A 13,159-nucleotide genomic window follows, 5' to 3' on the forward strand; every position below is an offset into this window, starting at 1 on the left:
ATCCCCCATGCCCAATACTTCGGCTTCTCTACGAGACGCTACGCGAACGCTCAGTACAAGTCCTCAATTTGTTGTTTCCCCAACTTGGCTGTTTGAACATCTAGAAGATCCGCAAGTCGTGATTGTGGATTGTCGCTTTTCTCTAGCCGATCCACAACTAGGACAACAACAGTACCAGACAAGTCATATAGAAGGGTCATATTACCTAGATTTGAATCAGGATCTTTCCAGTCCAGTGGGTAAGCATGGCGGGAGACATCCTTTACCTAACCCTAATGATATAGCTAACAAATTTGCAGCGATTGGGGTAAATTACCAAAAAACTTTAGTTGTAGCTTATGATGATTCGCGCTTTGCCTTTGCAGCTCGTCTATGGTGGCTGTTGCGCTATCTCGGACATGAGCAAGTAGCAGTACTGGATGGAGGCTTTGCTGGATGGCAAAAAGCTGGGTATTCTGTTACAAATGTTATTCCTCACCCCCGATTAGCTAAGTTTGTAGCTCAAGTACAAACAGAAAAGGTGGTAGATATTACAGAGGTGAAAAGCCGGAAAGACAGCCACGAGGTAGTATTGGTAGATTCAAGAGAGAGCGATCGCTACCGAGGTGAACGAGAGCCAATTGATAAAATTGCTGGTCATATTCCCGGTGCAGTCAACTATCCCTGGCAAGAAGTTACAGACTCTTCCGGCTACTTAATCTCTCAAGAGGAACAACGCCGTCACTGGGAAAAGCTAGAAACAGCCGAGGAAATCTTGGTATATTGCGGTTCTGGCGTTACTGCTTGTGTGAATTTACTTTCTTTAGAATTAGCTGGCATTAGCAAGGGTAAACTTTATGCTGGTAGCTGGAGTGATTGGATTTCATATTTATAGTTAGGAGTGAAGAGTTAAGAATTAAAACTTCAAACTCTGCCAATTTTAGATTTGGAATTTTAGATTTGCAATTTTAGAGTATGTTTTAAAAGTATTGGGCAATTAACAACTTGGCGGATTAAATATTCCGTAACTCGTGCGTAAGTAGTAATATCTACATAATAAATGAAGATATTACTACTTACGCACTGTACAAATTCATCGTGATGTGAGTTAACAAAAATAGCTTGTTTCAGGCTTTTCTTAATTATCCTTTGATCGTAAATAGACCATGCTGTAGGGGTTTAGCAATGCGCTTTACCCTTACGGCAATGCGCTTTACCCCTAAGAAAGATGTGGTTTTTCACGTCACACATATTTGGTATTTCTTGTCAATGCGTAAGTCCTAATTACTTTAATTTTAAAAAAAATCTTACTAGATTGAAGTACTAATGCTATATTTGCAAACATTTAATATTTAAACTTTCATTGTTTTTAACGTAATTATAAATTTAAAGAAAGTTAATTGGTGATAATACTGAGACTTTACGATAACTAATTTTTAGCATTCTTTTTATAAAAATAAGAATATTTTTTCAGATAAATATAGCCAAATTAAGAAAAAATAAATATTAATTGATCTATCTATGTTTTCTGTTTTATGAAATTTAACAGTAGCTGCTCATTGCCATGCTTTTGTTATTTACACAATAAAAGCAAATTAATATAGCAATCCGAATTGAATCGTGAGAATATACGGAGATTAAAAGTACCCATTTCTCAGCTTTTCAGCCTTTCAATCTCTCACAAATTATTTAGGATTGTTATCTAAATAGCAAACTCATCAAGGCTAATAATAAAATTTATAAAATTTGGTTTTAAAGAACTTTAGGGAGTAGATAAATGGACTTTGATTTAGATAACACTTTTCAAATAGACGTAGTTAATATTAAGTTAAAAGAAGCATATTCAACAATATTTAGTTTACATAATCCGAAGATTCCCTTTATCATTTGGTTACTAGAGAATCCGAATAGTCCCTTGGCATTACCTGGTAAAATTAGTCTTCATGACCATGATTATATTCACATACTTTTAGGTAGAGGGATTTCTCCTCAAGATGAAGCTTTTGTAATTGGATTTACTATGGGAAACGACTTAAATACTAATAGAATACATTTATTCATCTTTAAGTTTTTTGCTCAATTTATATATCCATATCCATATAAATTTTCTAAATTAGATTTCATAAATTTTGACTTAGGTTTTATTTATGGCAAAAAAATGAAAATAAAACAAATCAATGAGATAAATTTTGAAAAATATCACAATGAGACTATAAATTATCTCAGAAATTATTTTGGTATTAGTGCTGATGAGATCCAACTAATACGACGTATTGAAATTTGGTTGATGCCCGATTCTAATTATATCTAAAACAAGACTATCAAACTATCAAAATGCACTTACCTTATAAACTGAGATTTGTTCCCTCTCAAATAGTAACTATAACAGTACTGCTAACGTTACTTTTATTTATTCCTCAAATTTGGCTTAATTGGCAAGCATATTATCATTTCAATAGTATTACTAAAAATGAATTTCAACTCCAAAAACTGAGTGATAAAATTATCTATTTTGATGAAGTATTAACTATGTCAGCCCGCATGAATGCTGCTACAGGTAACTTTACTTGGGAACAACGGTATCGGCAATTTGAACCTGAACTCGATATGATCATTAAAGAACTTATTAAACTGGCTCCTAAAACATATGAAAATGAGGATGCCAAAAAAATTGATGCTGCTAATCAGCAGTTGGTCAGAATGGAATATCAATCTTTTGATTTAGTCAAGAAGAATCAAAAACAAGCAGCCCAACTACTATTGTTTAGTAACGAATATGAAACTAATAAACACATTTATGCCGATGGTGTTGCTAAAAGAAACCATAATATCTCACTTCAGTTACAACAGACAGTTGCTGAATATCGCAAAAGAATGTTTTGGGCAATTTTAGAATCTATCATAAGTTTAATAATACTTATTCCGGCATGGCTTTTGGTATTAAATTTATTGCAAGAATATTTAAAAGCGAAAAAAATCGCTCAAGCCGCCTTAGAAGAAGCTAATTATATCTTGGAAATGCAAGTTGCGACGAGAACGGAAAAATTAAAACAGAAAAATATTCAACTACAACAGACACTGCAAGAATTGCAAAACACTCAAGTACAACTGATTCAAACTGAAAAGATGTCCTCACTCGGTCAGCTAGTTGCTGGTGTTGCTCATGAAATTAATAACCCTGTTAATTTCATTTATGGCAACTTAATGTACGTTAGAGAATATACTCAGCAATTACTAACTTTAACTAATCTGTACCAGCAACAATATCCTCATGACAACCCAGAAATAACTATTTTAATTGATCAGATAGATTTGGAGTTTATTATTGATGATCTGCCGAAAATCTTATCTTCAATGGCAGTTGGTGCTGATCGTATTTGTGAGATTGTGCTAACCTTACGGAACTTCTCCCGTCTTGATGAAGCGGAAATGAAACCTGTTGATATTCATGAAGGAATTGATAGCACGCTGTTAATTTTGCAGCATCGTCTCAAAGGAAAATCCGAACAGCAAGAAATTACAATTATCAAAGACTATGATAATTTACCTCTTATCGAATGTTATGCAGGAGGATTAAATCAGGTCTTCATGAATATCCTGAGTAATGCTATTGATGCTTTACATCAAGAGCAAATAGAGCGCTTAAAAGAAGAGATTAAACAATACCCCAGTTTGATTACTATTCATACTGAAGTTAAAAATCAAGAGTGCGTAGTTATCAGCATTAAAGATAATGGTTCAGGAATAACTGAGGAAGTTAAGACTAGATTGTTTGACCCCTTCTTTACTACTAAACCTATAGGCAAAGGTACTGGTTTAGGATTATCTATTAGTTACCAGATTGTAGTAGATAAGCATAAGGGAAAAATTAAGTGTGTTTCTGCACCTAAAAAGGGGACAGAATTTGTGATTGAGATTCCTATCAAACAGAGAGAAGCTGCTTTGAGTCTACACTAATTCATAAATTTAACTGTGTTGCAAAAACTCAACTTTAGGTAATAACGGGTCAGTCACAATACCCACACCGCTAAAACCCCAACGTTTTAGCAGGTTTCCCAACTGTGTACGCGCAATAGATTCTACAGCAAAGCGATTTGCTACTTCTGCGGCATGGGTGTTGAGATAGCTAAGGGCATCAAAGTTTTCCTGAAACAGCAATAAATAACCTGATGTTTCGGCGTCAGGACGAGCGATGAGATAATTACCGTCAGTTTTTGAGCGCACTAAGTAATAGACTTCGGACAGCATGGAGATGGGGGGAGTGGGGGAGATGAGGGAGATGAGGGAGATGGGGGAGATGAGGGAGATGAGGGAGATGAGGGAGATGGGGTTAAACCAATGACTAATGACAAATGATTAATGACTAATGACAAATGATTAATTGAGATTTTCTAGGCGAATGCGTGGATCGGCGGCTTTTAACATTAAATCGGCGATTAAATTACCAATTATCAGCAACACTGCGCCCATTATCAAGCTTGCCATTAACAAATATAAATCTTGAGCTTGTAAAGCCTGTAAAGTCAATCTTCCTAAACCAGGCCAGTTGAAGAAAAATTCGGCAATGAAGGCACCGTTTAATAAACCAGCTAATTCAAAACCCAATAAGGTAATTAAGGGATTTATCGCATTGCGGAGTGCATGAACGTAGATGACGCGGTTTTCTGGCAGACCTTTAGCACGAGCTGTTTGGATATAATCTTGACGTAGCACATCCAATAATTCGCCGCGAGTGATGCGTTGTAAACCAGCAAAACTTGTAATTGAGAGGGCGATCGTAGGTAAAATCATGTGCCAGCCGATATCTAAGATTTTGCCAAACCACGACAGTTCCGAGTGATTGATGCTAGTCATACTACCGACTGGGAACAGCGGCGAGGTTCTTTGGGCAAAAACCAGCAGTGCTAAGACAGTGATGAAAATGGGAAAGCCTTGTCCAGCGTAACTAATTACCTGTAAAATTCGGTCTGCTGGCCTATTTTGTTTAACGGCGGCAAAAATCCCTAGAGGGATGGCGATCGCCCATGTGACAATTAAAGATGCGATCGCTAATAGCAAAGTCGCTGGTACCCGTTCCCACAACAGCGATGCCACTGAACGTTGATAAATAAAACTCGTGCCAAAATCCCCTTTTGTCAAGATTCGCCATAGCCACAGCCAAAATTGCTCTGGCCAAGACTTATCCAAACCAAACTGCCGCTTGATTTCCTCAATTCTTTCTGGAGATATCTTCGGGTTTTGCCGCAGCGTATCGACATAATCACCGGGAGCGAGTTGAATAATGAAAAACGACAATGCTGCCGCCAAAAACAAAGTCAGTAGTGCCTGCAATAGCCGCTTTGCCACATAAACAAAAGTTTCGCTCGTGACTAGCCTGATTAGCCAATCCCGACCTGTCTCCAAGGAAATTCTCGTAGATGTCATTTGTCCTTTGTCCTTTGTCCTTTGTCATTTGTCATTTGTCTAATAACCCATGACTAATATTCAATTAGAGAGATAATCGGCACGTCCGGCAAATATTTACGCCCTTGTAAATCCCGTAGCTCGATAATAAACGCAAACCCCACCAGTTCGCAGCCAATCTTCTGTACTAACTTTGCTGTCGCACTCGCAGTTCCACCCGTGGCAATCAAATCGTCCACAATCAAAACTCGATTACCTTGGTGCAAGGCGTCTTGATGCACTTCCAGACAGTCTGTACCATATTCTAGTTCATACTCAATTGAGTAAACTGCTGCTGGTAACTTACCTTTTTTGCGGACGGGAATAAAACCAACTCCTAGTTTATAAGCCAGAGGTGAGCCAAAAATGAATCCCCTCGACTCTATACCGATGACATAATCTGCCGTTATTCCAGCTTCGTTGCATTTTTGTGTTAAAAAGTCAATAGTGTAGCGCAGTCCTTCTGGATCGCGCAGCAGCGTAGTAATATCCCGAAATAAAATTCCGGGTTTGGGGAAATCTGGGATGTCACGAACGAGAGACTTCAAATCCATAAAAAAGGGAGTGGGGAGTGGGGAGTGGGGAATGGGGGAGATGGGGGAGATGGGGGAGATGGGGGAGATGAGGGAGATGAATTAATAACCAATGCCCAATGCCCCATGCCCCATGCCCAATGCCCAATGCCCCATGCCCCATGCCCAATGCCCAATTTCAGATACCTGAAAAATCGTACACTATAATGTCATACGCTGGGAGTCGAGGCTGAAGTTTCGCCCTTGATTGACGATAATTAGAATCTAAACCAAGCTAGAAAAGGTATTGCACTAATAAATGAGGTGAATTAACTGATGTTTTAAAACTTTGATTTCAATATAGGGAAATCTTTGAGTAGAAAGAGTTAACTAATGTATATATCAGGTAGTCATGCTACTGCTACAAGTTTAATGTTCAAGTCTTGGCTACCGATCTTAAATTTGTTTTATCTAGTCTGTTGGAACCGCACAAGGTATTTGTAGAATGAATGTCTCAGCAAGTTTAACGCCGTTCAACAGTCCAACCCAAGACTCACTGCCGACGGTTCTGGACACTTTACCAGATCCTGCGATCGCTTCCAAGACCTGTCCTCGAAGAACGCGGTTGCAAATTGACCTGATTTTACTGGCAATTGAAGCTTTAGAGCTTGGTGGTTCGGAAGCAATCCTGTCTTTTGCTCAAGAGTTGGATCTTAAAGGAATTGTTAAAGACAGGGTGAATTTATGGCGGATGCGTAGCTCTAACCCGCTACGAAGAGCGCACATGCGCCGTCCCTTAACTATTATGGAAGCAAAAGCTCTGGTGGTCATTGCTTGCTACATGGCGCGGCGTTTAACTGTTGTGATCCGCCAGTTACTAATGATATGTCAACAAATGGAAGAAAAACAGATTCCATTAGAACAGAATTTGCGCCTATCTAATTACCTAGAGCGGTTTAGAGCGCATTTTAAGAGCCGGATGAATGCTCGCCGTTCTGGTTTACTAGCATTAAGTTCTGATGAGAAATTAGATGAGCTAGCGATAAATTTGTTAGGACAATTACTATTTTGTACGGGTACAGCTGGAATGCAGAGGTTCTGGATTAGTTTGTTTGATGGTGAAGTGGAATGAATATTCAACGTAAGTACAGTCTACCTAATTGTACACTGCTTTTAGAAGGGTTAAGTGATGTCACTAGGGCTGCACAGTTCCAGGAAATGCGCCCGGAATTATCAATATTGGTAAATGCAGAATGCTATTTATCTGGTTACAATCAACCCCTAACGGGAGGGCGAGAATTTTTTGAAAGTTTGGTGAGGGCTGTTAGTGGTTACGCGCAAGAATTTTTAAGTAGTGTACCCAATCCGCAAGCACACAACCAGGAATCGGAGCTAGTAGAGTTTCAGAAAGTTAACAGCAACCGACACAGGTTAATCATACACTCAGAAGGTGTTCCAGAGGGGTTCGAGTCTCACTCTAAAAATTCCAAACGTCCGCCGATTGAAATAGATTTGAATACGGTACAGTTGTTTGATTTAGTGGAAGCAGTGGATCAGTTTTTTGCTGATAGCCAAACTTTACCAGAATTATCCCTAGAACTACAACCAGTTACCAGACGCTATGGCGGTGCTAGTCAGGCTTTGGTCAGACAGGCTGTTCCTGCTGCTGTGGGAGTATCAACTTTAGCAATAGCAGCGATCGCTTTTAACTTGATTCCACCTCCCCAAATACGTCCACCGCAGCCTCAACCAGATGAGCAAAGTAGCTCTACAACAAAAAGCATCACTCCTCTAGCATCAGCTGCTGCAACTCCCATCGCTGCTGTAACGCCCACACCAACGCCCACACCAACACCCACAGCTAATACAAAACCAGTAGTTAAAGATTTAGAAGCACTTTTAAATACAGTTTCGGAAATTACTGATCCATCGCAGTTACGTGCATTGAATCGCCAAGTGTACAACCAAATTCATCCAGCTTGGACTAATCGCTCAGGATTGAACGACGATTTAATTTATCGTCTGGGTGTAGCTGCGGATGGAGCGATCGTTGGTTATAAAGCGTTGAATAAAGAGGCGAATCTAGCAGTGGGGAAAACTCCTCTACCTAACCTACTTTACAATCCTGCTAACCGCACTCCCATTGCTAATGAACCGATCGCCCAATTTCGAGTAGTGTTTAATACAAAAGGTGTACTAGAAGTTAGCCCTTGGCGGGGATATGCTACTACACCACAGGTACTGGGTGCAAAAATTACTGACTCTAATATAGTCAAAGGTTTAAACCAAAAGCTTTATAATGCAGTTCGCAAAACTTGGAGTGGCACCCCCACCTTTACGCGAGATTTAAAATATCGGGTAGCGGTTAACAAAGATGGTGTAATTGCTGACTATGAACCACTCAACCAAGTTGCCTTTGACTATTTTCGGGAAACACCCCTTCCGAAAATGTTCAACGCTATCTACGGTTCCAATGTAGCAGCTCCCAACAATAAAGAACCTCTCGCCCACTTCCAAGTGATATTCAAGCCTAGCGGTACGCTGGAAATCACTCCTTGGCAGGGATATCAATAATTGGGCATGGGGCATGGGGCATGGGGCATGGGGCATGGGGCATGGGGCATGGGGAAGAGAATTAAGTTGCTATTCCCTATTCCCTATTCCCTATGGATTTAAGATAAGCATTGAGCTTGGGTAACAGTTCATCAAGAATTGGTTTAAATCTGCTTACCTGTTTATTTGTCAATAACTGTCTGGCGTAGGCTAACCTCAACTAGCTGATTGTTTCATACAAAGACCCTCTCGCAATCTTGACAAAACGTCGATTGTCTTGGTCGTTGTACCTACCTCTACCTTCTGCGATGTTCGCACAAACACTATCAGCAGACCGAACAATTTGCTTGCCCAGTGTATCTTTAGTGAAATGATCCCATCAGCAATATGCCAAATTTGATTAGCTAGCTTCTTAGCAAGTTGATAAACTTCTAAGTACAGCTTTGCGTAAAATCGTAGCGTTTTAATGCAAGGGGACGCATTGGCATTGGCTATTCATCAAATCAATAATGAAACTGCGATCGCCATACAGCCAATGTTCCATACTAGCTAAAATAAATCTGAGAGTAGGCAATAAAAATTAATAAACATCAAAAATGCTTGAGAAAGAAGTTAATGTCAGAGATAGTTTTCACTCAAAACAGCCTGGAGGCGGCAGCGATCCAAATAGTTTTGATTGTAAAGAAACATGGTATCCCATCCATTATCTGGAGGACTTAGACAAATCAAAACCAACGCCTTTTACAGTGCTGGGAAGAGATATTGTAATTTGGTGGGATAGACTTGCCCAATCTTGGAGAAGCTTTGAAGACCAGTGTCCTCATCGTTTAGCACCGTTGTCTGAAGGCAGGATTAGTGACGAAGGGCTGTTGGAATGTCCCTATCACGGTTGGGCTTTTTCTGGAGATGGAAATTGTCAAAGGATTCCTCAACAAGTCAAAGGTGGAACAGCAGAGACATCAAAACGAGCTTGTGTGCCATCATTACCAACTATTGAAAAGCAAGGACTACTGTTTGTATACGTTGGTGAATATGAAAATGCTGCCAAAACCGAAGTGCCAATAATTGAACCATTAGAAGAATCTCCTGAAGGATGGGTTGTAATTAATACATTTAGAGATGTGCCTTATGATGCATTAACACTGTTAGAAAATATACTTGATCCTAGCCACATATCCTTTACACACCATAAAACGGTAGGAAATAGGGCAAATGCAGCACCTTTGGAACTTGAAGTGATTGAATCTGGTAAACATGGATTCAAAGGGATTTGGAAACAAGGTTTGAAACCAGGGCAATCAGGAGAGTTATCAACAACCTTCGTCGCTCCAAGTTTAATGTGGCATGACATCAACTCCCAGCGTGGCAGAATTCTAACAGTTGTTTATGCTACACCCATACGTAAAGGAGAATGTCGTGTATTTGCACGTTTTCCTTTTAAGTTTCCTGATAAACTTCCAGGTTGGTTTATTAAGCTCAGACCGCGTTGGTATTACCACATTGGACAAAATGGTGTTTTAGAAGACGATCAAATTTTTCTCCACTATCAAGAAAGGTATCTTGAAGCTAAAGGAGGTAGCCCTAACTTTACTAAAGCCTTTTACCTTCCAACCAAAGCAGATAGTTTTGTATTTGAATTGCGTCAGTGGGTAAACCAATATAACGCTGAACCATTTGGCAAAGAGACTTTTTCTCCCCCATTGGCAAAGTCCGTGCTTCTGGAGAGGTATCATTCTCATACGGAAAAATGTGCCAGTTGTAGCTCGGCGCTTTCGATTATTGAGCGATTGAGATTTGGGAGTGGAGTTGCAACAGTACTTACTTTGGCTTGGACTCCAATGCTTTTTTTATTTTTTCAGACAACATCAGTTGTAGCAGTTGTGATTGAAACTCTAGCTCCCTTAATCTTTGCATTCGCATGGATGGGACTTAGTAAGTTGGTTATTCAGTTTTATGATGGACGAACCGTACCTCCACGAAACCGACCGGAAAAAAACTGAATTTTACCTGTGATTTTGTTCCCAATGCCCAATGCCCAATACCCAATGCCCAATTTATCTTGTAATCCGCCGCATATAATTTCCCCACAACTGAGCTGCTTGAGCGCTGCTACCAGATGTCGGGGAATTATTGTCGTTTCCCAACCAAACACCAGTTACAAGCCGCCGACTGGGAATAAAACCGATGAACCATAAGTCAACGTTTTTATCAGTCGTGCCAGTTTTACCAGCTTCGCCCAGTCCAATGGCAGCACTACGACCAGTACCTCTTGTGATTACGCCACGCATTAAACTAGTCATCTCATCGGCTACACCATTTGGCAGCACTCGTTTGTTAGCATCTGGATCTTGGTCGAAGGAGTAGATTACACGGCAGGTTTTGATATCATTGCGATCGCGGCAATCACTACTGTCTAAAATTCGGTTAATGGCATGGGGAGGATTCAACACACCGCGATTGCTAATAGCGCCAAAAGCACCAGTCATTTCTAAAACATTGACCACGCTTTGACCCAGTACCAATCCCGGAACTGGATCGAGGGGTGATTTTATCCCCAAACGCTGCGCCATCGCCACCACTTTATCTAGCCCAATTTCTTTGGCAACTCCCAAGGCGATGGGATTTTCTGAAAGAGCCAGCCCCGTAGCAATATCTAAACTGCCAGCACTTGAACGGCAGGGTTTATAAGTAAAGCCTTGCCAAGTTAAAGGAGCGCAGGAATAACTATTGGATGGTGAAATTCCCTGTTGAATAGCGGCGGTGTAAGTAAAGATTTTGAAGGTGGAACCTGGTTGTCTTTTGGCTTGGACAGCACGATTGAATTGACTTCTTTTGTAATCAGTGCCGCCCACCATTGCCAAGATGCTGCCAGTACTGGAGTCAAGAGTTACCACCGCCCCTTGAGAATAATTAAAATTTGCGCCACCGTTATTGACTGAATTCCGCAACGCTGCTTCTGCTTGGGTCTGGTACGCTGGATCAAGCTGGGTTTCAATGATATAGTTTCCTTCTCTTGCGGCTCCCTGCCCCAAGATTGATTCCAACTCAGAGAAGACGTAACTGTAAAAATAAGGAGCGATCGTTTTAGCTTGCTGTTCGCAGACTTTAGGACTAACTTGGACGGTAGAGCGTCTGGCTCGGTTTGCATCCTCAGGTTTAATTTTGCCCATCTCTAGCAACCGCTTAATCACGCGATTGCGGTATTCAGCAGCTTCTAGCTTATTGTGACTATCCCCACAAAAATCGAAGCCGTTGGGGGCTGGTAGAATTCCTACCAAAGTTGCTGCTTCTGCCAAAGTTAATTCTTTAGCCGACTTCTCAAAGTAATATCGGGATGCATCCTCAAAGCCAGAGGTATCTCCACCCAAAAAAACCCGATTTAAGTACATCAGCAAAATATCATCTTTGCTGTAAAAGGTTTCGAGTTTCAGGGCAACAATTGCCTCCCGCAATTTGCGTCCAAGGCTATCTTGTCTACCTACATACTCGCGGAACAAACTGCGGGCAACTTGCTGGGTAACAGTACTGGCTCCTTGTTGGACATCTCCACTGCGGCTATTGATCAACACGGCTCGTAAAATCCCCAGAGGGTCAACCCCAAAGTGCCAGTAATAACGACTATCCTCGGAAGCCACCACCGCAGCAGGCAAATAAGGGCCGAATTGCTCTAAACGCTTCATGTCTACATGAGAGATAGTTCGAGGCTCTCTCAGGGGAGTGGCTCCATCACGGGCGTAAACAACCACTGGAGCGCGTGTAGCTGTAGGTAGAGGTCTTACTGTAAATTTCAGCCATTCAACGCCAATCACTAACGCTAACAGGGCACTGACACCACCGACACCATAAGCTGTCAAACTTGCAGCTTTGACATACCAAGCTGGTGGATCTACGTATTGTAACCGCACAGAAGCGGCGAGTTCTGGGGGACCCAGGGTGAGAATATCGCCGTGACGCAGTTCCAGGGAACTAACACGACGCTTACCACGATAAATGCCATTGGTGGAGTTTTCGTCTTTGATCACGAAAACTGGTGTGCTATGAGTAGAATTCCGCGATAGCGACAGGTGAATTTGGCTGACAACAGGGTTACGGATGACGATATCGCTGGATTTGGAGCTACGACCGAGAATATAGCGATCGCCCAACAGTGGATATACTTCTGCCTTATCCGCCCCCGCATCCTGCACCCAAAGTTCCGGTACCTTGGCATTAGGCTTGAGCGCCAATTTAGAAAAATCGACCCTAGCTTGAATCGTATGTACTGCTTGAGTCAGTTGACCTAGTAACGTTTGTGGCTTGTGAGGGGGTTGGGGAGAACTCATCGGCTATTCACATCACAGTTTTTAGTGAAGAATCGGGCGAATTACAATCAATTTAGATGTTAGTCTTTCATCATTTTACTCATAAGCCAAAGCATAAATTGGCTATACGGAACTTTTTGATTTAATTTATACTTGAACTTAGCTTGCAATTAGAATTAGTTTGTAATTTTCGTCACTTATTTATAGAAGCAGAAATTTTTTATCTATTCTCAAAGGCTGATTTTATCTACTATTACTAGTTCAATAACTACAAGCATAATTTTTGTATTTGTATTTTTAAACACTAATTATCAAGAAACAAGAGATTTAATTTTTACCAATTTTACATATCCACATATTCTGAAACAAACC

At 40.7% G+C, this 13,159-nt stretch carries 13 protein-coding genes; 6 read left to right on the plus strand and 7 right to left on the minus strand.

Going from position 1 to position 13,159, the window contains the following annotated elements; genetic code table 11:
• The first annotated feature begins 7 nt into the window (after positions 1-7).
• The 3 genes from V7K27_RS06230 (at position 8) to V7K27_RS06240 (ending at position 3,936) form a co-directional block, all read left to right on the plus strand.
• The gene (locus V7K27_RS06230; protein WP_334945379.1) at positions 8-874 is read left to right on the plus strand and encodes a sulfurtransferase; all 867 of its coding nucleotides are present in this window, start codon (positions 8-10) and stop codon (positions 872-874) included.
• Between the two features lie 882 nt (positions 875-1,756).
• Positions 1,757-2,290 carry a hypothetical protein gene (locus V7K27_RS06235; protein ID WP_334945326.1) on the plus strand — a complete coding sequence of 178 codons (534 nt, stop codon included), beginning with the start codon at positions 1,757-1,759 and terminating at the stop codon, positions 2,288-2,290.
• 23 nt (positions 2,291-2,313) lie between these two features.
• Positions 2,314-3,936 carry a sensor histidine kinase gene (locus tag V7K27_RS06240; RefSeq protein ID WP_334945327.1) on the plus strand — a complete coding sequence of 541 codons (1,623 nt, stop codon included), beginning with the start codon at positions 2,314-2,316 and terminating at the stop codon, positions 3,934-3,936.
• 9 nt (positions 3,937-3,945) lie between these two features.
• Here V7K27_RS06240 and V7K27_RS06245 read toward each other — a convergent pair whose 3' ends face one another.
• The 5 genes from V7K27_RS06245 to V7K27_RS06265 are packed head-to-tail and all read right to left on the minus strand — an operon-like array spanning position 3,946 to position 6,130.
• Positions 3,946-4,227: a hypothetical protein gene (locus V7K27_RS06245; RefSeq protein WP_334691509.1), complete on the minus strand. Its 282-nt coding sequence runs from the start codon at positions 4,225-4,227 to the stop codon at positions 3,946-3,948.
• Positions 4,203-4,352: a hypothetical protein gene (locus V7K27_RS06250; RefSeq protein WP_334945329.1), complete on the minus strand. Its 150-nt coding sequence runs from the start codon at positions 4,350-4,352 to the stop codon at positions 4,203-4,205. Before V7K27_RS06250 ends, V7K27_RS06245 begins: the two co-directional genes overlap by 25 nt.
• A 4-nt stretch (positions 4,353-4,356) precedes the next feature.
• Positions 4,357-5,403, minus strand: a complete 1,047-nt coding sequence (locus V7K27_RS06255; protein WP_334945331.1) for an ABC transporter permease — start codon at positions 5,401-5,403, stop codon at positions 4,357-4,359.
• A gap of 53 nt (positions 5,404-5,456) precedes the next feature.
• On the minus strand, positions 5,457-5,975 hold the full coding sequence (locus V7K27_RS06260) for an adenine phosphoribosyltransferase (RefSeq protein WP_334945333.1): 519 nt from the start codon (positions 5,973-5,975) through the stop codon (positions 5,457-5,459).
• Complete coding sequence (locus tag V7K27_RS06265) at positions 5,966-6,130, minus strand: hypothetical protein (protein WP_334945335.1); 165 nt, start codon at positions 6,128-6,130, stop codon at positions 5,966-5,968. The genes V7K27_RS06260 and V7K27_RS06265 overlap by 10 nt, the downstream gene beginning before the upstream one ends.
• 308 nt (positions 6,131-6,438) lie before the next feature.
• Between V7K27_RS06265 and V7K27_RS06270 the strand changes: the two genes are divergently transcribed.
• Entirely contained in the window at positions 6,439-7,065 is a 627-nt protein-coding gene (locus tag V7K27_RS06270) for a DUF3038 domain-containing protein (RefSeq protein WP_334945337.1), read from the plus strand.
• Positions 7,062-8,507, plus strand: coding sequence for a DUF4335 domain-containing protein (locus tag V7K27_RS06275; RefSeq protein ID WP_334945339.1), 1,446 nt, complete (start codon positions 7,062-7,064; stop codon positions 8,505-8,507). The genes V7K27_RS06270 and V7K27_RS06275 overlap by 4 nt, the downstream gene beginning before the upstream one ends.
• Positions 8,508-8,706: 199 nt before the next feature.
• Here the strand turns inward: V7K27_RS06275 and V7K27_RS06280 are convergent, their stop codons facing one another.
• A complete protein-coding gene (locus V7K27_RS06280; RefSeq protein ID WP_334945381.1) occupies positions 8,707-8,841 on the minus strand; it encodes a four helix bundle protein in 135 nt (44 codons plus the stop codon).
• A 241-nt stretch (positions 8,842-9,082) separates the two neighbouring features.
• On the opposite strand from V7K27_RS06280, the gene V7K27_RS06285 reads away from it, so the two are divergent.
• The gene (locus V7K27_RS06285) at positions 9,083-10,486 is read left to right on the plus strand and encodes an aromatic ring-hydroxylating dioxygenase subunit alpha (protein ID WP_334945341.1); all 1,404 of its coding nucleotides are present in this window, start codon (positions 9,083-9,085) and stop codon (positions 10,484-10,486) included.
• Between the two features lie 54 nt (positions 10,487-10,540).
• On the opposite strand, the gene V7K27_RS06290 is transcribed toward V7K27_RS06285, so the two are convergent.
• Positions 10,541-12,808, minus strand: coding sequence for a transglycosylase domain-containing protein (locus V7K27_RS06290; protein ID WP_334945343.1), 2,268 nt, complete (start codon positions 12,806-12,808; stop codon positions 10,541-10,543).
• Positions 12,809-13,159 lie beyond the last annotated feature (351 nt).

Origin of the sequence: Nostoc sp. (genome assembly GCF_036919575.1) — a bacterium.
Classification (GTDB): domain Bacteria; phylum Cyanobacteriota; class Cyanobacteriia; order Cyanobacteriales; family Nostocaceae; genus Nostoc.